Here is a 17,011-nt window from a genome sequence, read left to right on the forward strand (position 1 = left end):
TTCAGGCGCCGCGGTGTCTCAGCAACACCGCGTTATCGTTCAATCGCGAGCAGGCTCGCTCCCACAAGGGTCCGGGTTTATAGCGCGACATGCATAAAGCTTTGCGACTGCGCCAACGCAAACGGGCTGAACACTTGCCAGGTCTGCTCACGCTGGAACCGGCCCTTGACGAACGCCGACATTGGCCCGGTCCAATGATCTACCGGTTCCAGGCTATCCTGGGCAAAGTGCTGCAAACCGAAGACTTCGTCGACCAGCAACCCGGCAAACACCTCGTCATGCTCCACCACCAACACCCGCCGCTGCTTGCGCGCCGCCGAGACTTCGTGGCCAAAAAAACCGTACAAGTCCATGATCGGCAGCAATCGCCCACGCAAGTTGGCCACCCCTTTGACCCAGGGTTTGACGCCCGGCAATTGGGTAAAACGCGGTTCATGCAGGACTTCGCTGACTTCGCCCATCGGCGCGACGTACCAATCCTCGCCCAAGCGAAAACCGATACCGCTCCAGCTGTCCTGCCGCGTCGGCTGCGACGGCAGATCCGCCGCCAGCAAGCGACAGCGCTGGTCGATTTGCAGCAGCAGTTCAAAAGCCGTCAACGACTCGCTCATGGCCGGGCGATCAACCGGCCAACACGTTGTTCAGGGTTTTGATCAGGGTTTCTTCATCGACCGGCTTGGTCAGGTAGTCCTTGGCGCCCTGGCGGGTGCCCCAGACCTTGTCGGTATCCTGATCCTTGGTGGTGATGATAATCACCGGGATGTGCCCGGTGTCCGGGTCTTTGGTCAGCTGGCGAGTCGCCTGAAAGCCGTTGAGACCGGGCATGACGATGTCCATCAGCACCGCGTCGGGTTTTTCCTGACGGGCCAGGGCCACGCCGTCGGCGCCGTTTTCGGCTTTCAACACTTCGTGACCGTGCTTTTCCAGCATGCCGGTCAGTTTGTACATTTCAGTCGGCGAATCATCGACGATCAGAATACGTGCCATGGTCTTCCCCATTCTTGTCGACGCCGGGCCCGCTGGCCGAGCGTCACTTTGCGTGTCCTACTGCGGCAAAACGGCGGCGAAGCCCGGAATGTGGGCCTGGATCGCGTTCAGCAGCTCTTCCTTGCTGAAAGGCTTGGTCAAAAACTGGTCGGAACCAACGATGCGCCCCTTGGCCTTGTCGAACAGCCCGTCCTTGGACGACAGCATAATCACTGGCGTGGACTTGAACGCACTGTTGTTCTTGATTAAAGCGCAGGTCTGATAGCCATCCAGACGCGGCATCATGATGTCGACAAAGATGATGCCGGGATGGTTATCGGCAATCTTGGCCAGCGCATCGAAACCGTCGATGGCCGTAATGACTTCACAACCCACATTCTTCAACAGCGTTTCGGCGGTGCGACGAATCGTCTTCGAATCGTCGATCACCATGACCTTCAAGGCGCTGGAATGCTGATCCATAAATGCTCTACCGTCGCCTTTGCGAAACAAATTGTCCGTTTAAGGGTAATCGCTGGCTCGAAACCCTTTACGATCAAGGGCCGGCACGGCATGGCAGCCTTTTTAGCACAGTCTCCAAATGCAATCTATCGGCCGGTCTTTGCGGTGGTTTTTCCTTGACCGGGAACACACTGAGCGCCACTCTGACGCCACTTTTTCATGTCCTTTCGGACCAGCCATTTTCGAGGAAAAACCCATGAGCGTTCGCGTCGGGATTGTCATGGATCCTATTGCCAATATTTCCTATAAAAAGGATAGCTCGCTGGCCATGCTGCTGGCTGCGCAGAACCGCGGCTGGGAACTGTTCTATATGGAACAGCGCGATTTGTATCAGGGCGAAGGTGAAGCACGGGCGCGGATGCGGCCGCTGAAGGTGTTCGCCAACCCGGAAAAATGGTTCGAGCTGGGCGATGAAAGCGATGCGCTGTTGAGCGATCTGGACGTGATCCTGATGCGCAAGGATCCGCCGTTCGACATGGAATTCGTTTACTCCACCTACCTGTTGGAGCAAGCCGAGCGCGCCGGCGTGCTGGTGGTCAACAAGCCGCAAAGCCTGCGTGACTGCAACGAAAAGCTGTTCGCCACGCTGTTCCCGCAGTGCACGCCGCCGACCGTGGTCAGCCGTCGCGCCGATGTGCTGCGTGAATTCGCCGCCAAACACGGCGACGTCATCCTCAAGCCACTGGACGGCATGGGCGGCACTTCGATCTTCCGTCACCGTGCTGGCGACCCGAACCTGTCGGTGATTCTGGAAACCCTGACCGCGCTGGGCGCCCAGCAGATCATGGGCCAGGCGTACCTGCCGGCGATCAAGGATGGCGACAAGCGCATCCTGATGATCGATGGTGAGCCGGTGGATTACTGCCTGGCGCGCATTCCCGCCGCCGGTGAAACCCGTGGCAACCTCGCGGCCGGCGGCCGTGGCGAAGCCCGCCCACTGACCGACAAGGATCGCTGGATTGCCGCTCAAGTCGGCCCGACCCTGCGTGAGAAAGGCCTGTTGTTCGTGGGCCTGGACGTGATCGGCGAACACCTGACCGAAATCAACGTCACCAGCCCGACCTGCATTCGCGAAATCGACAATGCCTTTGGCACCGATATTGGCGGCCTGCTGATGGAGGTCATTGAGAAGAAGCTGCAAGCTTGAAGCTGCGTCTCTACAGCTTGTCGCTTGAAGCTTGCGGCTTGAAGCTAAAAACCAACATTGCGCTATCATGCCGAGCCCATAAAAACGCGATGTTGGTTTTTCTGCCATGACTCTCCCGTCCGATCTGCCCGCTGAACTCGCCCATCGTGGCGTGCGCCCGGCTGATCGTCTCGGTTTTACCCTGTTTCTGGCGGCGTTGATCCATTTAGCCTTGCTGTTGGGCGTCGGTTTTACGATGATCGAACCCCAACAAATCAGCAAAACCCTGGAAATCACCCTCGCCACCTTCAAAAGCGAAAAGAAGCCCGAAAAAGCCGACTTCCTTGCCCAGGAAAATCAGCAGGGCAGCGGCACCCTGGATAAAAAGGCGATCCCCAAGACCACCGAGGTCGCGCCGTTCCAGGACAACAAGGTGCAAAAAGTCACGCCGCCGCCCGCTGCCAAGCCTGAAGTGCAGGAAGCGGCGCCCAAGGCTGCCGTGACCACCGTCGCACCCAAACCGAAAAAAGCCCCTGCCAAGAACGAAGAGGTCAAACCGCAAACCAAACCTGCGGTCGCTGCACCGACGTTCGACAGCTCCCAGTTGTCCAGCGACATCGCCAGCCTCGAAGCGGAACTGGCCAATGAACAACAGCTGTACGCCAAGCGCCCGCGTATCCACCGCTTGAGCGCGGCCTCGACCATGCGCGACAAAGGTGCCTGGTATAAGGACGAATGGCGCAAGAAGGTCGAGCGCATTGGTAACCTCAACTACCCCGACGAAGCCCGACGCCAACAGATCTACGGCAATTTGCGGCTAATGGTTTCGATCAACCGCGACGGCTCGCTGTATGAAGTGCTGGTGCTGGAGTCGTCCGGGCAACCGCTGCTGGATCAGGCGGCGCAGCGGATCGTCAGGCTCGCGGCACCCTTTGCGCCGTTTACCGGCGATCTTTCGGACATCGACCGCCTGGAAATCATCCGCACGTGGAAGTTTGCCCGTGGGGACAGACTCTCCAGCAACTGACACCACCAATAATCCCCTGTGGGAGCGAGCCTGCTCGCGAATGCGGCATCACATCCAGCATCGAAGTGTCTGACAGACCGCAATCGCGAGCAGGCTCGCTCCCACAGTTAATCTGTATTGTTGCTGGCATTTGAGGCATTTCCTGTGCATCCCCAGCTTGTCAGTTCGCCCCTCCAACGCCACACTATCGCTCATGAAAAACGTCAGCCCCAGCTACCTCAAGCATCACTTCCTGATCGCCATGCCTCATATGGCCGACCCGAACTTTGCGCACACCTTGACCTACATCGTCGAGCACACGGCCAATGGTGCCATGGGGCTGGTGATCAACCGCCCGCAAGACCTGAGTCTGGCCGACATTCTTGAGCAACTGCGCCCGGACATCGAGCCGCCGGCGCTGTGCCAGCATGTGCCGATTTTCATGGGCGGTCCGGTGCAGACGGATCGTGGCTTTGTCCTGCACCCAACAGGTCAGACTTATCAGGCGACCGCTGATCTGGAAGGCGAACTGTCCTTGTCCACTTCTCAAGACGTGCTGTTCGCCATCGCCGACGGCGTGGGTCCGGCGAAAAGCCTGATCGCCTTGGGTTACGCTGGCTGGGAAGCCGGGCAGCTGGATGCCGAACTGGCCCAGAACGCCTGGCTGACCTGCCCGTACGACGCCGACATCCTGTTCAACACCAGCAGCGAACTGCGCCTGGAAGCGGCGGCCAAACATTTGGGCGTCAACCTCAGCCTGCTCACCAGCCAGGCGGGGCACGCCTGATGGCCCTGCGCCTGATTTTGGGTTTTGACTATGGCACCAAGCAGATCGGCGTAGCGGTCGGGCAGGTGATTACCGGCCAGGCCCGCGAGCTGTGCACTTTGAAGGCTCAGAACGGTGTTCCCGACTGGAATCAGGTCGAAGCCCTGATTAAAGAGTGGAAACCCGATGCGGTGGTGGTCGGCCTGCCCTTGAACATGGACGGCACCCCGAGCGACATGTGCCTGCGCGCGGAAAAGTTCGCCCGCCGCCTGAACGGCCGCTACAACCTGCCCTTCTATACCCACGATGAACGCCTGACCACGTTTGAAGCCAAGGGCGAGCGACGTGATCGGGGCGGGCAAAAAGGCAGTTACCGCGACAACCCGGTGGACGCCATCGCCGCCGCCCTGCTGCTGCAAGGCTGGCTCGACGAAAACAGCGCACTGTTCGAGTCCTGAAACAACGAATCCTCAAGAGCCGCTGCAAGCGACTCTTTATAGCGACAACCCGAGCCAACACCCAAGCAACATCGGCTCGGGCCCAAGAAGGAGCTACCATGAGCCTGCCCAATCCCGCCGAACTGATCAGCCAGATGGCGATCCGGCTTGACGCCCACCTGGCCAAACGAGGCATCAGCGAACCGCGTTACATCGGTATTCGTACCGGCGGTGTCTGGGTCGCCCAGGCCTTGCTCGATGAAATGGGCAGCGACTCGCCGCTCGGCACCCTGGACGTGTCCTTCTATCGCGACGATTTCAGCCAGAGCGGTTTGCACCCCCAGGTTCGCCCGTCTGCACTGCCGTTCGAAATCGAAGGCCAGCACCTGGTGCTGATCGACGACGTGCTCATGAGCGGCCGGACCATCCGCGCGGCGCTGAACGAACTTTTCGACTACGGCCGCCCGGCCAGCGTAACGCTGGTCTGCCTGCTGGACCTGGACGCCGGCGAGCTGCCGATTCGCCCGAACGTGGTGGGCGCGACGCTGTCGCTGGCCGCCCACGAGCGGGTGAAACTGTCCGGTCCCGAGCTCAAGCTTGAGTTGCAAGACCTCGCCCTTTAATCCGCCCTATTGAGAGTCCCCTCGCGATGACGCCTCTAGAAACCAAGCGCCCGCTGCAGCTCAATGATCAGGGCCAGCTGCGCCACTTCCTCTCGCTCGACGGTTTGCGCCGCGAGTTGCTGACGGAAATCCTCGACACTGCCGACTCGTTCCTCGAAGTCGGCGCCCGGGCCGTGAAAAAAGTCCCTTTGTTGCGCGGCAAGACCGTGTGCAACGTGTTCTTCGAAAACTCCACCCGCACCCGCACCACCTTCGAACTGGCGGCCCAGCGGCTGTCGGCGGACGTGATCACCCTGAACGTGTCGACCTCGTCGGCGAGCAAGGGCGAAACCCTGCTCGACACCCTGCGCAACCTCGAAGCCATGGCTGCCGACATGTTCGTCGTGCGCCACGGTGACTCCGGTGCCGCACACTTCATCGCCGAACATGTCTGCCCGCAAGTGGCAATCATCAACGGCGGCGACGGCCGTCACGCGCACCCGACGCAGGGTATGCTCGACATGCTCACCATCCGTCGACACAAGGGCGGTTTCGAAAACCTCTCGGTGGCCATCGTCGGCGACATCCTGCACTCGCGGGTGGCACGCTCGAACATGCTGGCGCTGAAAACCCTCGGTTGCCCGGACATCCGCGTGATCGCGCCGAAAACCCTGCTGCCCATCGGCATCGAGCAATACGGCGTGAAGGTCTACACCGACATGGCCGAAGGCCTGAAAGATGTGGACGTGGTGATCATGCTGCGCCTGCAACGCGAACGCATGGCCGGCGGCCTGCTGCCGAGCGAAGGCGAGTTCTACCGCCTGTTCGGCCTGACCACCGCCCGCCTGGCCGGGGCCAAGCCGGACTGCATCGTCATGCACCCGGGGCCGATCAACCGCGGGGTGGAGATTGAGTCGGCGGTGGCCGACGGCCCGCATTCGGTGATCCTCAACCAGGTCACCTACGGTATTGCGATTCGTATGGCCGTGCTGTCCATGGCCATGAGCGGGCAGACTGCGCAACGTCAATTCGAGCAAGGCCAATTCGAGCAGGAGAACGCCCAGTGAAGCTCAGTATCCTCGGCGCCCGCGTGATTGATCCAGCCACTGGCCTGGATAAAGTAACTGACATCCATATTGAAGCCTGCAAGATCATCGCCCTTGGCGCCGCTCCGGCCGGTTTCGTTGCAGTAGACACCATCGACGCCCAAGGCCTGGTGGCGGCCCCCGGCCTGGTTGACCTCAATGTCGCCCTGCGCGAGCCGGGCTACAGCCGCAAAGGCTCGATCAATAGCGAAACCCGCGCGGCGGCGGCCGGTGGCGTGACCAGCCTGTGCTGCCCACCGAAAACCAAACCGGTGCTGGACACCTCGGCCGTGGCCGAACTGATCCTCGACCGCGCTCGCGAAGCCGGCAACACCAAAGTCTTCCCGATTGGCGCCTTGAGCAAAGGCCTGGACGGCGAACAGCTTGCAGAGCTTGTTGCCTTGCGCGACGCTGGCTGCGTGGCCTTCGGCAACGGTCTGGAGAGCTTCCGCAACACCCGCACCTTGTGCCGGGCGCTGGAATACGCGGCGACGTTCGACCTGACAGTGATTTTCAACTCGCAAGACCACGACCTGGCCGAAGGTGGCCTGGCCCATGAAGGCCCGACCGCCAGTTTCCTCGGCTTGCCGGGCATTCCGGAAACCGCTGAAACCGTGGCTCTGGCCCGGGACCTGCTGCTGGTCGAGCAGAGCGGCGTGCGTGCGCACTTCAGCCAACTCACCAGTGCTCGCGGCGTGGCCCTGATCGCTCAGGCACAAGCGCGCGGGCTGCCGGTGACCGCCGATGTCGCCCTGTACCAGTTGATCCTGACCGATGAAGCCTTGATCGACTTCAGCAGCCTCTATCACGTGCAGCCGCCATTACGCACCCGCGCCGACCGCGACGGCCTGCGGGAAGCGGTGAAATCGGGCGTGATCTCGGCCATCTCCAGCCATCACCAACCGCACGAGCGCGACGCCAAACTGGCACCGTTCGGCGCTACGGAGCCCGGCATCAGCAGCGTTGAATTGCTGCTGCCGCTGGCGATGACACTGGTGGAGGACGGCTTGCTGGACCTGCCGACGTTGCTGGCGCGTTTGAGTGCCGGGCCTGCCGAGGCGCTGCGTTTGCCGGCCGGCAAGCTGGCGGTGGGTGGACCGGCGGACATCGTGCTGTTCGACCCGGCGACGTCAACCGTGGCCGGTGAGAACTGGCGATCCAAGGGTGAGAACTGTCCGTTTATTGGGCATACCCTGCCGGGTGTAGTGCGTTACACCTTGGTGGATGGGCGGATTAGCCACCAGGCGTAACCCTGCACCGATCGTTCCCACGCTCTGCGTGGGAATGCAGAAAGGGACGCTCTGCGTCCCGAAAGCGGACGCGGAGCGTCCGCAGAGGCATTCCCACGCAGAGCGTGGGAACGATCATCAACGACTCTGGGCGTTACGCAGCGAAACCTGGTCATTCAGCGTCCAGAAGTCATACAGCACCCCGACAAAGAACAACCCGCCCGTCACCAGGTACAGCAACCCGCTGATCCACTTCCCCTGATACATCCGGTGGACGCCGAACACCCCGAGAAACGTCAGCAGAATCCACGCCACGTTGTACTCGATAGGCCCTGCGGTGAACCGAAAGTCAGCTTCGCGGTCCATTGCCGGGATCAGAAACAGGTCGATCAGCCAGCCAATCCCCAGCAAACCGAAGGTGAAGAACCAGATCGTCCCCGTCACCGGCTTGCCGTAATAGAAGCGGTGAGCGCCGGTAAATCCGAAAATCCACAGCAGATAACCAATCACTTTGCTGTGCGTATCTTGATGCGTGGCGGACTGCTGATAGCTGTTCATTAAGGACCTCGACTCACACGATAGATAAATATTCTTTAAATCTTTGTGACTTTTTTACCGGTTGCCGACGTATGGCAAATGCTTGTGTGACTCCTGCCAAAGCCTTATAGCACCTGACTTCTGTCCGACAATTGCGTCAATCTGCCGCTTGATTGGTTCCATTACCCCCCATGTTGAATCGACCAACGGCCTCGGAAGGGCAAAAAAAGCTGTTATAAAGTTGCGCGTTCATACATACGAGCCCTGCCTAATGCGTCCATTTTTCAAGACATGGCTAACCATTTGCCTTTTGATGCCACTGGCCGCCCACGCCACCAATCGTGAGCAACGTCTTCCAAACGTTAATGGTTACACCCCAAAATCCCATGTTTCTGCTCCTTCGAGCAAAAACAAACAAACTGCTAAAAAATCGATCCAGCTGAGCGACAACAGCAAACTTGTTCCGCCAATGGCGAGCAAGGAAAGCAGCAACGTGCTGAGTCGCGCCGTCAACGTCCTCGGTACTCCGTATCGTTGGGGTGGCAGCAGCCCAAGTAAAGGGTTCGACTGCAGTGGTCTGGTGAAATATGCGTTCAACGACGCTACGTTTGACCTGCCGCGCACCTCCAACGCCATGGCCAAAGGTCATGGCGAAGAAGTGGATCGCGAGGACCTGAGGCCGGGCGACCTGATTTTCTTCAAGCTCAAGAGCCGTCGAGTCAATCATGTTGCCATCTACCTGGGCAACGACCGCTTCATCCACGCACCACGCCGTGGCAAGTCGGTGAGCATCGATACGCTGAAAAAGCCGTACTGGGAAAAACACTACGTGGTTGCCAAGCGGGTTCTGCCTAAAGAACAGAATCAGATGCGCGTCGTTCAGCGCTGATTTGAAATCCCGGGCCTGACCCGGGACACTCCGCGTCCCAACAGCGGACGCAGAGCGTCCATTGAGGCATTTTCACGCAGCGCGTGGGAACGATCGACAGGCCTGAATTCCAATCCTCAGAAGTTATCCGGCGACCGCGCCTTCTCCCGCGCATGCTCGCGACTGATCAAGCCCTTGGTCACCAGCTCCTTCAAGCACATATCCAGCGTCTGCATCCCCAGATTCCCACCGGTCTGAATCGACGAGTACATCTGCGCAACCTTGTCTTCACGGATCAGGTTACGAATCGCCGATGTTCCGAGCATGATCTCGTGCGCCGCAATCCGCCCTCCTCCGATCTTCTTCACCAAAGTCTGCGACACCACCGCCAGTAACGACTCGGACAGCATCGACCGCACCATCGACTTCTCATCCCCCGGAAACACATCCACCACCCGGTCGATGGTTTTTGCAGCAGAGGTTGTGTGCAGCGTGCCAAACACCAGGTGCCCGGTCTCGGCGGCGGTCAGCGCCAGGCGAATGGTCTCCAGGTCACGCATCTCCCCCACCAGGATCACGTCCGGGTCTTCGCGCAGCGCCGAGCGCAAGGCGGTCGCAAAGCTGCGCGTATCGCGATGCACTTCGCGCTGGTTGATCAGGCATTTGCGCGATTCGTGGACGAACTCGATCGGGTCTTCGATGGTGAGGATGTGGTGATGGCGATGGTTGTTCAGGTAATCGATCATTGCCGCCAGGGTGGTGGACTTGCCGGAACCGGTCGGGCCGGTCACCAGCACCAGCCCGCGTGGCGCGTCGGTCATCTTGCGAAACACCTCGCCCATGCCGAGGTCGTCCATGCTCAGGACCTTCGATGGAATGGTACGGAACACGGCGCCTGCGCCACGATTCTGGTGAAAGGCATTGACCCGGAAACGCGCCACACCGGGCACTTCAAAGGAAAAGTCGGTTTCCAGGTGTTTCTCGAAGTCCACCCGCTGGGTGTCGTTCATGATGTCGTAGATCAGCGCTTGCACCTGTTTGTGGTCCAGGGCCGGCACGTTGATGCGTCGCACATCGCCGTCGACGCGGATCATCGGGGGCAGCCCGGCGGACAGGTGCAGGTCGGATGCGCCCTGTTTAGCGCTGAATGCCAGCAGCTCAGTGATATCCATAGCGCCCCTCAATTCCAGTAGAATGCCGCCAACCTTCAGACCGCTGGCGCACATTGAATGTCCACGATAGCAGACAACATTGCTCAGGTAAGTTCACGCATCCGTGCCGCCGCCCTGGCAGCCCGGCGCGATGAGCACAGCGTTCAGTTGCTGGCCGTGAGCAAGACAAAACCCGCCAAGGCCCTGCGTGAAGCGTACGCCGCCGGCTTGCGCGACTTTGGCGAGAACTACCTGCAGGAGGCCTTGGGCAAACAGCTCGAATTGGCCGACCTGCCCTTGATCTGGCACTTCATCGGCCCCATTCAATCGAACAAGACTCGCGCTATCGCCGAGCACTTCGCTTGGGTGCATTCCGTGGATCGTTTGAAAATCGCACAACGCCTGTCCGAACAACGGCCAGCCGATTTGCCGCCACTGAACATCTGCATTCAGGTCAATGTCAGCGGTGAAGCCAGCAAATCCGGCTGCACCCCGGCCGACCTGCCGGCGCTGGCCAATGCCATCAGTGAATTGCCACGCCTCACGTTGCGCGGGTTGATGGCGATCCCCGAGCCGACGGATGATCGCGCCGAACAGGATGCCGCATTTGCTGCCGTGCAAAGCCTGCAAGCCAGCCTGAACCTGCCGCTCGACACACTTTCCATGGGCATGAGCCATGACCTTGAGTCGGCTATTGCCCAAGGCGCCACTTGGGTCCGTATTGGTACGGCCTTGTTTGGCGCCCGTGATTACGGACAGCCTTGACCACTTTCTTTCTAAGGACCTGACATGAGCAAAACTCGTATTGCCTTTATCGGTGCCGGCAACATGGCCGCCAGCCTGATCGGCGGCCTGCGCGCCAAAGGTCTGGACGCTTCGCAAATCCGCGCCAGCGATCCGGGTGTTGAAACCCGCACCAAGGTGGCTGCCGAACACGGCATCGAAGTCTTCGCCGACAACGCCGACGCCATTCAAGACGCCGACGTCGTCGTATTGGCGGTCAAACCCCAGGCGATGAAAACCGTGTGCGAAGCGATTCGCCCGAGCCTCAAGCCCCATCAACTGGTGGTGTCGATTGCCGCCGGCATTACCTGCGCCAGCATGAACAACTGGCTCGGCGCCCAGCCGATTGTGCGCTGCATGCCCAACACCCCGGCGCTGCTGCGTCAGGGCGTGAGCGGCCTGTTCGCCACAGCTCAAGTGACCGCTGATCAACGCCAGCAAGCTCAAGAGCTGCTGTCGGCGGTGGGCCTCGCACTGTGGCTGAACGAAGAGCAGCAACTGGACGCGGTCACCGCCGTTTCCGGCAGCGGCCCGGCCTATTTCTTCCTGCTGATTGAAGCCATGACCGCCGCCGGCGTGAAACTCGGCCTGCCAGCGGACATCGCCGCGCAACTGACCTTGCAAACAGCGTTGGGCGCCGCGCACATGGCGGTCGCCAGCGATGTCGATGCCGCCGAACTGCGTCGTCGTGTAACGTCGCCTGCGGGCACCACGGAAGCCGCGATCAAGTCGTTCCAGGCCGGAGGCTTCGAAGCCCTGGTCGAAACAGCACTCGGCGCCGCCGCGCATCGCTCGGCCGAGATGGCTGAGCAACTCGGTCGCTAATCAGCTCTTACAAAGGAATCAAAGATGCTCGGACTCAATGACGCTGCCATTTTCATCATTAAAACCCTTGGCAGCCTGTACCTGCTGATCGTACTGATGCGTTTTATCCTGCAACTGGTTCGGGCGAATTTTTACAACCCGCTCTGCCAGTTCATCGTCAAAGCCACACAACCACTGCTCAAGCCCCTGCGTCGGGTCATCCCAAGCATGTTCGGGCTGGACATGTCGTCGCTGGTGCTGGCGCTGATCGTGCAGATGGTGCTGATCGCCGTGATCCTGGCGCTCAAGGGCTTCATGGTCGATTGGTTGCTGTTGGTGCCGTGGGCTCTGATCGCGCTGTTCTCGCTGTTTTTGAACATTCTGTTCTATGCAATGATCATCAGCGTGATTCTGTCCTGGGTCGCCCCGGGCAGCCACAACCCGGGCGCCGAACTGGTCGGGCAGATTACTGAACCGGTACTCGCGCCGTTCCGCCGGATCATCCCGAACCTGGGCGGTCTCGATATTTCGCCGATCTTCGCGTTCATCGTGATCCAGTTGCTGCAGAGCTGGCTGATCCCGCGCCTTGCGCACTTCGCCTTCATGCCGCAAGGGCTGCTCGGCCTGATCTGATGAGTTACTTTCGCTGGGACGGTGACGACCTGATTCTGGAGTGTCACCTGCAACCGGCAGCCCGCAGCGATGATTTCTGCGGGCTGCACGGGGATCGCCTGAAGATCCGCCTGACCGCGCCGCCGGTTGAAGGCAAGGCCAATGCGTATCTGATGGCGTTTCTGGCCAAGGCCTTTGGGGTATCCAAGAGCCAGGTCAGTTTGATCAGCGGCGAGTTGAACCGGCAGAAACGGGTGCGGATTTGTTCGCCGAAGAAGCTGCCTGAATTACCCGGATTGACCCTACCTTGATCGTTCCCACGCTCCGCGTGGGAATGCAGCCTGTGACGCTCCGCGTCACTGCCGAAGCAGACGCGGAGCGTCAAATGAGGCATTCCCACGCAGAGCGTGGGAACGATCATGGGTAGTCGCTTGCTGCTAGGGGCAGCGGTCTTTAGACTTACGCCTCATTTCAACGAGAGCAGGGTCGATGCCAACTGCCTTTCCCCCCGATTCTGTTGGTCTGGTGACGCCGCAAGTGGCGCACTTCAGCGAACCCCTGGCCTTGGCCTGCGGGCGTTCGCTTCCAGCGTATGACCTGATCTATGAAACCTACGGCACGCTGAACACCACGGCGAACAACGCCGTGCTGATTTGCCACGCACTGTCCGGTCATCATCACGCTGCCGGCTACCACAGCCCCGACGACCGCAAACCGGGTTGGTGGGACAGTTGCATCGGCCCCGGCAAACCGATCGACACCAACAAGTTCTTCGTGGTCAGCCTGAACAACCTCGGCGGTTGTAACGGCTCTACGGGCCCGAGCAGCACCAACCCGGACACCGGCAAGCCGTTCGGCGCCGACTTCCCGGTGCTGACCGTGGAAGACTGGGTGCACAGCCAGGCGCGCCTGGCGGACCGCATCGGCATCAGCCAATGGGCTGCCGTGATTGGCGGCAGCCTTGGTGGCATGCAAGCGATGCAATGGAGCATCACCTACCCGGAGCGCATCCGGCACTGCCTGGCCATCGCCTCGGCCCCCAAGTTGTCAGCGCAAAACATCGCCTTCAACGAAGTGGCACGCCAGGCGATCCTCACCGACCCCGAGTTCCACAGCGGTTCGTTTCAGGAAGCGGGTGTAATCCCCAAGCGCGGCTTGATGCTGGCGCGGATGGTCGGGCACATCACCTACCTGTCCGATGACTCCATGGGCGAGAAATTCGGCCGAGGCCTCATCAAAAGGGAAAAGCTCAACTACGACTTCCACAGCGTCGAATTTCAGGTCGAAAGCTACTTGCGTTATCAGGGCGAAGAGTTCTCCGGGCGCTTCGACGCCAATACTTATTTGCTGATGACCAAGGCGCTGGACTATTTCGACCCGGCAGCCAACTTCGACGATGACCTGGCAAAGACCTTCACCCACGTGAAAGCCAAGTTCTGCGTAATGTCGTTCACCACCGACTGGCGCTTCTCCCCTGCCCGTTCGCGGGAACTGGTGGACGCGTTGATGGCCGCCAAGAAAGACGTCTGCTACCTCGAGATCGATGCTCCGCAAGGCCACGATGCCTTCCTGATGCCGATCCCGCGTTACTTGCAGGCATTCAGCAGTTACATGAACCGCATTACGTTGTGAGAAAGCCATGAGAGCTGATCTGGAAATCATCCAGGAATGGATCCCCGCCGGCAGCCGCGTGCTCGACCTCGGCTGCGGTGATGGCGAACTGCTGACCTGGCTGCGCGACAACAAGCAAGTGACTGGCTATGGCCTGGAAAACGACCCGGACAACATCGCCGAATGCGTGGCCAAGGGCATCAACGTCATCGAGCAGGACCTGGACAAGGGCCTGGGCAATTTTGCCAGCAACAGCTTCGACGTCGTGGTCATGACCCAGGCGCTGCAAGCGGTGCATTACCCGGACAAGATCCTCGATGAAATGCTGCGGGTCGGCCGCCAGTGCATCATCACCTTTCCCAACTTCGGTCACTGGCGCTGCCGCTGGTACCTGGCGAGCAAGGGCCGGATGCCGGTTTCCGAGTTCCTGCCGTACACCTGGTACAACACGCCGAACATCCACTTCTGCACTTTTGCGGACTTTGAAGCCTTGTGCCTCAAACGTGAGGCCAAGGTCATTGATCGGCTGGCCGTGGATCAACAGCATCGGCACGGGTGGGCCAGCAAGCTATGGCCTAATCTGTTAGGCGAGATCGGTATTTATCGCGTCAGCAGCCCAGGACTTGCAGACCACAAGGTCGCGGTCTGACCCGCCCCACTCCGAGGAGAACGATCATGGTTCGTCTAGCGCTGTTTTTACTCACTGCCTGCCTGAGCGTCACCGCTTTTGCCGCTGACACGATCAATGCCAAGCGCGAGCAAACATTTGGTGATGTGACGGTGTACTACAACACCTTCAACTCAACGTTCCTGACACCGGACATCGCCAAATCCGTCGAGCAGGCGCGTAGCAAGAATCTGGGTATGATCAACGTTTCGGTGATCAAGGACGGCAAACCCCTGATGGCGCAGGTCAGCGGCACAGTCAAGGATCTGACCAGCCAAATCGTGCCGTTGAACTTCAGACAAATCACCGAAAAGGGCGCTATCTATTACATCGCTCAGTATCCGGTGCCCCAGACGGAAATCCGCACCTTCGACATCAAGGTGCAGATCGGCGACAAAATCAACACCATCAATTTCAACCAAGAGATTTTCCCCGGCGAATGATCAACTTTACACAGCTCGTACTGGCCAGCCACAACGCCGGCAAACTCAAAGAGCTCCAGGCGATGCTTGGCCACTCGGTGCAACTGCGCTCGATCGGCGAGTTCAGTCAGGTCGAGCCTGAAGAAACCGGCCTGTCGTTTGTCGAAAACGCCATTCTCAAGGCCCGCAATGCCGCGCGCATTTCCGGCTTGCCGGCGCTGGCTGACGACTCAGGGCTGGCGGTGGATTTCCTCGGTGGTGCGCCGGGCATCTATTCGGCTCGTTATGCGGATGGTCAGGGTGATGCGGCGAACAACGCCAAGCTGCTCGACGCGTTGAAAGACGTGCCAGAAGCCGAGCGCGGCGCGCAGTTCGTCTGCGTCCTGGCGCTGGTGCGTCACGCTGAAGATCCATTACCCATTCTCTGCGAAGGCCTGTGGCACGGGCGTATCCTGCCGGCCGCCAGTGGCGAGCACGGGTTTGGTTACGATCCGCTGTTCTGGGTACCGGAGCGCGATTGCTCCAGCGCAGAGCTGAGCCCGAGCGACAAGAACGTCATCAGTCACCGCGCCCGTGCAATGGAACTGCTGCGCCAGCGTCTGGGCCTGAAATGATCCACGACTCATCTGCGTCACCGCTGATATTCGGCGGCGACGCCCAATCGCCAAGAGCGGCACTGCCCGTGTTGCCACCCCTGGCGCTGTACATCCACATCCCGTGGTGTGTGCGCAAATGCCCTTATTGCGACTTCAACTCCCACACCGCCAGCCCGGTGCTGCCGGAAGAAGAGTACGTCGACGCGCTGCTGGCAGACCTCGATCAGGATCTGCACGCGGTATATGGTCGTGAGCTGAGTTCGATTTTCTTTGGTGGCGGCACACCAAGCCTGTTCAGTGCCGAAGCCTTGGGCCGTTTGCTCAAAGGAGTCGAACAGCGCATTCCGTTTGCCAGCGACATCGAAATCACCCTGGAAGCCAATCCGGGGACGTTCGAACAAGAGAAGTTTGTCGCTTACCGCGCCCTGGGCATCAATCGCCTGTCGATCGGCATCCAGAGTTTTCAGGAAGAGAAACTCAAGGCATTGGGCCGGATTCACAACGGTGACGAAGCGGTTCGTGCCGCCGGCATGGCGCGCAGGGCCGGGTTCGATAATTTCAACCTGGACTTGATGCATGGGTTGCCCGACCAGTCGCTGGACGATGCGCTGAGCGACCTGCGCCAGGCCATCGCCTTGAAGCCGACCCACCTGTCCTGGTATCAGCTGACGCTGGAGCCGAACACGGTGTTCTGGAACCAGCCGCCAACGCTGCCGGAAGACGACACGTTGTGGGACATTCAGGAAGCGGGTCAGGCGCTGCTCGCCGAACACGGTTACGCGCAATATGAAGTCTCGGCTTACGCCCAGCCTGGTCGTCCGGCGCGGCATAACCTCAATTACTGGAGCTTCGGCGACTTCATCGGCATTGGCGCCGGTGCCCACGGCAAGCTCAGTCATCCTGACGGGCGCATCGTGCGCACCTGGAAGACCCGATTGCCCAAGGATTACCTCAACCCGGCGAAAAGCTTCAAGGCTGGCGAGAAAGCGCTGACCAACGATGAGATGCCGTTCGAGTTCCTGATGAACGCGCTGCGCCTGACCGATGGCGTCGAATCGCGGCTTTATCCGGAGCGCACCGGGATGCCCCTGGAAAGCCTCGCCGAACACCGCCGCGACGCCGAACAAAGTGGCTTGTTGCAGGTCGAACCGTCACGTCTGGCGGCCACCGAGCGCGGACAGTTGTTTCTCAATGACTTGCTGCAAAAATTTCTGAGCTGAT

General features: G+C 60.0%; 22 protein-coding genes. 17 read left to right on the forward strand and 5 right to left on the reverse strand.

Going from position 1 to position 17,011, the window contains the following annotated elements; translation table 11 throughout:
- Positions 1-77 precede the first annotated feature (77 nt).
- Genes J2Y56_RS02190 through pilG form a run of 3 tightly spaced genes read right to left on the reverse strand, consistent with a single transcriptional unit; the run spans position 78 to position 1,449 of the window.
- Positions 78-611 carry a chemotaxis protein CheW gene (locus J2Y56_RS02190; protein ID WP_007945486.1) on the reverse strand — a complete coding sequence of 178 codons (534 nt, stop codon included), beginning with the start codon at positions 609-611 and terminating at the stop codon, positions 78-80.
- A 10-nt stretch (positions 612-621) separates the two neighbouring features.
- The gene (pilH, locus tag J2Y56_RS02195) at positions 622-987 is read right to left on the reverse strand and encodes a twitching motility response regulator PilH (protein ID WP_007945487.1); all 366 of its coding nucleotides are present in this window, start codon (positions 985-987) and stop codon (positions 622-624) included.
- 57 nt (positions 988-1,044) lie between these two features.
- Positions 1,045-1,449 carry a twitching motility response regulator PilG gene (gene pilG / locus J2Y56_RS02200; protein ID WP_007945488.1) on the reverse strand — a complete coding sequence of 135 codons (405 nt, stop codon included), beginning with the start codon at positions 1,447-1,449 and terminating at the stop codon, positions 1,045-1,047.
- 235 nt (positions 1,450-1,684) lie between these two features.
- Here pilG and gshB point away from each other — a divergent pair, with 235 nt between their 5' ends.
- From gshB to J2Y56_RS02235, 7 genes are all read left to right on the forward strand, one after another.
- Positions 1,685-2,635 (forward strand): glutathione synthase, encoded by a 951-nt coding sequence (gene gshB / locus J2Y56_RS02205; RefSeq protein WP_310348422.1) that lies wholly within the window; start codon positions 1,685-1,687, stop codon positions 2,633-2,635.
- A 106-nt stretch (positions 2,636-2,741) separates the two neighbouring features.
- Positions 2,742-3,641 carry an energy transducer TonB gene (locus J2Y56_RS02210; protein ID WP_310348425.1) on the forward strand — a complete coding sequence of 300 codons (900 nt, stop codon included), beginning with the start codon at positions 2,742-2,744 and terminating at the stop codon, positions 3,639-3,641.
- 193 nt (positions 3,642-3,834) lie between these two features.
- Positions 3,835-4,407 (forward strand): YqgE/AlgH family protein, encoded by a 573-nt coding sequence (locus tag J2Y56_RS02215; RefSeq protein ID WP_007945491.1) that lies wholly within the window; start codon positions 3,835-3,837, stop codon positions 4,405-4,407.
- Complete coding sequence (gene ruvX / locus J2Y56_RS02220; protein WP_007945492.1) at positions 4,407-4,844, forward strand: Holliday junction resolvase RuvX; 438 nt, start codon at positions 4,407-4,409, stop codon at positions 4,842-4,844. Before J2Y56_RS02215 ends, ruvX begins: the two co-directional genes overlap by 1 nt.
- A 98-nt stretch (positions 4,845-4,942) precedes the next feature.
- Complete coding sequence (gene pyrR, locus J2Y56_RS02225) at positions 4,943-5,446, forward strand: bifunctional pyr operon transcriptional regulator/uracil phosphoribosyltransferase PyrR (protein WP_007945493.1); 504 nt, start codon at positions 4,943-4,945, stop codon at positions 5,444-5,446.
- 26 nt (positions 5,447-5,472) lie between these two features.
- A complete protein-coding gene (locus tag J2Y56_RS02230) occupies positions 5,473-6,492 on the forward strand; it encodes an aspartate carbamoyltransferase catalytic subunit (RefSeq protein ID WP_007945494.1) in 1,020 nt (339 codons plus the stop codon).
- Positions 6,489-7,760: a dihydroorotase gene (locus J2Y56_RS02235; RefSeq protein ID WP_310348429.1), complete on the forward strand. Its 1,272-nt coding sequence runs from the start codon at positions 6,489-6,491 to the stop codon at positions 7,758-7,760. The genes J2Y56_RS02230 and J2Y56_RS02235 overlap by 4 nt, the downstream gene beginning before the upstream one ends.
- Before the next feature lie 117 nt (positions 7,761-7,877).
- On the opposite strand, the gene J2Y56_RS02240 is transcribed toward J2Y56_RS02235, so the two are convergent.
- On the reverse strand, positions 7,878-8,297 hold the full coding sequence (locus tag J2Y56_RS02240; protein ID WP_007945496.1) for a TM2 domain-containing protein: 420 nt from the start codon (positions 8,295-8,297) through the stop codon (positions 7,878-7,880).
- A gap of 250 nt (positions 8,298-8,547) precedes the next feature.
- Here J2Y56_RS02240 and J2Y56_RS02245 point away from each other — a divergent pair, with 250 nt between their 5' ends.
- A complete protein-coding gene (locus J2Y56_RS02245) occupies positions 8,548-9,165 on the forward strand; it encodes a C40 family peptidase (protein ID WP_310348649.1) in 618 nt (205 codons plus the stop codon).
- A gap of 116 nt (positions 9,166-9,281) precedes the next feature.
- On the opposite strand, the gene J2Y56_RS02250 is transcribed toward J2Y56_RS02245, so the two are convergent.
- Complete coding sequence (locus tag J2Y56_RS02250; RefSeq protein WP_310348431.1) at positions 9,282-10,316, reverse strand: type IV pilus twitching motility protein PilT; 1,035 nt, start codon at positions 10,314-10,316, stop codon at positions 9,282-9,284.
- A gap of 57 nt (positions 10,317-10,373) precedes the next feature.
- Between J2Y56_RS02250 and J2Y56_RS02255 the strand changes: the two genes are divergently transcribed.
- The 9 genes from J2Y56_RS02255 (at position 10,374) to hemW (ending at position 17,010) form a co-directional block, all read left to right on the forward strand.
- Positions 10,374-11,060, forward strand: a complete 687-nt coding sequence (locus J2Y56_RS02255) for a YggS family pyridoxal phosphate-dependent enzyme (RefSeq protein ID WP_007945499.1) — start codon at positions 10,374-10,376, stop codon at positions 11,058-11,060.
- Positions 11,061-11,084: 24 nt separating this feature from the next.
- A complete protein-coding gene (proC, locus tag J2Y56_RS02260; protein ID WP_007945500.1) occupies positions 11,085-11,903 on the forward strand; it encodes a pyrroline-5-carboxylate reductase in 819 nt (272 codons plus the stop codon).
- Between the two features lie 24 nt (positions 11,904-11,927).
- The gene (locus tag J2Y56_RS02265) at positions 11,928-12,515 is read left to right on the forward strand and encodes a YggT family protein (protein ID WP_007945501.1); all 588 of its coding nucleotides are present in this window, start codon (positions 11,928-11,930) and stop codon (positions 12,513-12,515) included.
- Positions 12,515-12,805, forward strand: coding sequence for a DUF167 domain-containing protein (locus J2Y56_RS02270; RefSeq protein ID WP_007945502.1), 291 nt, complete (start codon positions 12,515-12,517; stop codon positions 12,803-12,805). Before J2Y56_RS02265 ends, J2Y56_RS02270 begins: the two co-directional genes overlap by 1 nt.
- A gap of 178 nt (positions 12,806-12,983) precedes the next feature.
- Positions 12,984-14,126 carry a homoserine O-acetyltransferase gene (locus J2Y56_RS02275; RefSeq protein WP_310348435.1) on the forward strand — a complete coding sequence of 381 codons (1,143 nt, stop codon included), beginning with the start codon at positions 12,984-12,986 and terminating at the stop codon, positions 14,124-14,126.
- Positions 14,127-14,133: 7 nt separating this feature from the next.
- The gene (metW, locus tag J2Y56_RS02280; protein ID WP_007945504.1) at positions 14,134-14,754 is read left to right on the forward strand and encodes a methionine biosynthesis protein MetW; all 621 of its coding nucleotides are present in this window, start codon (positions 14,134-14,136) and stop codon (positions 14,752-14,754) included.
- 26 nt (positions 14,755-14,780) lie between these two features.
- The gene (locus tag J2Y56_RS02285; protein WP_007945505.1) at positions 14,781-15,215 is read left to right on the forward strand and encodes a DUF4426 domain-containing protein; all 435 of its coding nucleotides are present in this window, start codon (positions 14,781-14,783) and stop codon (positions 15,213-15,215) included.
- Positions 15,212-15,808, forward strand: a complete 597-nt coding sequence (gene rdgB, locus J2Y56_RS02290) for an RdgB/HAM1 family non-canonical purine NTP pyrophosphatase (RefSeq protein WP_007945506.1) — start codon at positions 15,212-15,214, stop codon at positions 15,806-15,808. Before J2Y56_RS02285 ends, rdgB begins: the two co-directional genes overlap by 4 nt.
- Positions 15,805-17,010 (forward strand): radical SAM family heme chaperone HemW, encoded by a 1,206-nt coding sequence (gene hemW, locus J2Y56_RS02295; protein WP_310348438.1) that lies wholly within the window; start codon positions 15,805-15,807, stop codon positions 17,008-17,010. Before rdgB ends, hemW begins: the two co-directional genes overlap by 4 nt.
- Position 17,011 lies beyond the last annotated feature (1 nt).

The sequence above is a fragment of the Pseudomonas sp. BE134 genome, from assembly GCF_031456105.1.
GTDB lineage: Bacteria > Pseudomonadota > Gammaproteobacteria > Pseudomonadales > Pseudomonadaceae > Aquipseudomonas.

Bases quoted from the DNA above. Each gene is read 5' to 3' on its own strand.
- J2Y56_RS02190 (WP_007945486.1), bottom strand. From the start codon at position 611: ATGAGCGAGTCGTTGACGGCTTTTGAACTGCTGCTGCAAATCGACCAG.
- pilH (WP_007945487.1), bottom strand. From the start codon at position 987: ATGGCACGTATTCTGATCGTCGATGATTCGCCGACTGAAATGTACAAA.
- pilG (WP_007945488.1), bottom strand. From the start codon at position 1,449: ATGGATCAGCATTCCAGCGCCTTGAAGGTCATGGTGATCGACGATTCG.
- gshB (WP_310348422.1), top strand. From the start codon at position 1,685: ATGAGCGTTCGCGTCGGGATTGTCATGGATCCTATTGCCAATATTTCC.
- J2Y56_RS02210 (WP_310348425.1), top strand. From the start codon at position 2,742: ATGACTCTCCCGTCCGATCTGCCCGCTGAACTCGCCCATCGTGGCGTG.
- J2Y56_RS02215 (WP_007945491.1), top strand. From the start codon at position 3,835: ATGAAAAACGTCAGCCCCAGCTACCTCAAGCATCACTTCCTGATCGCC.
- ruvX (WP_007945492.1), top strand. From the start codon at position 4,407: ATGGCCCTGCGCCTGATTTTGGGTTTTGACTATGGCACCAAGCAGATC.
- pyrR (WP_007945493.1), top strand. From the start codon at position 4,943: ATGAGCCTGCCCAATCCCGCCGAACTGATCAGCCAGATGGCGATCCGG.
- J2Y56_RS02230 (WP_007945494.1), top strand. From the start codon at position 5,473: ATGACGCCTCTAGAAACCAAGCGCCCGCTGCAGCTCAATGATCAGGGC.
- J2Y56_RS02240 (WP_007945496.1), bottom strand. From the start codon at position 8,297: ATGAACAGCTATCAGCAGTCCGCCACGCATCAAGATACGCACAGCAAA.
- J2Y56_RS02245 (WP_310348649.1), top strand. From the start codon at position 8,548: ATGCGTCCATTTTTCAAGACATGGCTAACCATTTGCCTTTTGATGCCA.
- J2Y56_RS02250 (WP_310348431.1), bottom strand. From the start codon at position 10,316: ATGGATATCACTGAGCTGCTGGCATTCAGCGCTAAACAGGGCGCATCC.
- J2Y56_RS02255 (WP_007945499.1), top strand. From the start codon at position 10,374: ATGTCCACGATAGCAGACAACATTGCTCAGGTAAGTTCACGCATCCGT.
- proC (WP_007945500.1), top strand. From the start codon at position 11,085: ATGAGCAAAACTCGTATTGCCTTTATCGGTGCCGGCAACATGGCCGCC.
- J2Y56_RS02265 (WP_007945501.1), top strand. From the start codon at position 11,928: ATGCTCGGACTCAATGACGCTGCCATTTTCATCATTAAAACCCTTGGC.
- J2Y56_RS02270 (WP_007945502.1), top strand. From the start codon at position 12,515: ATGAGTTACTTTCGCTGGGACGGTGACGACCTGATTCTGGAGTGTCAC.
- J2Y56_RS02275 (WP_310348435.1), top strand. From the start codon at position 12,984: ATGCCAACTGCCTTTCCCCCCGATTCTGTTGGTCTGGTGACGCCGCAA.
- metW (WP_007945504.1), top strand. From the start codon at position 14,134: ATGAGAGCTGATCTGGAAATCATCCAGGAATGGATCCCCGCCGGCAGC.
- J2Y56_RS02285 (WP_007945505.1), top strand. From the start codon at position 14,781: ATGGTTCGTCTAGCGCTGTTTTTACTCACTGCCTGCCTGAGCGTCACC.
- rdgB (WP_007945506.1), top strand. From the start codon at position 15,212: ATGATCAACTTTACACAGCTCGTACTGGCCAGCCACAACGCCGGCAAA.
- hemW (WP_310348438.1), top strand. From the start codon at position 15,805: ATGATCCACGACTCATCTGCGTCACCGCTGATATTCGGCGGCGACGCC.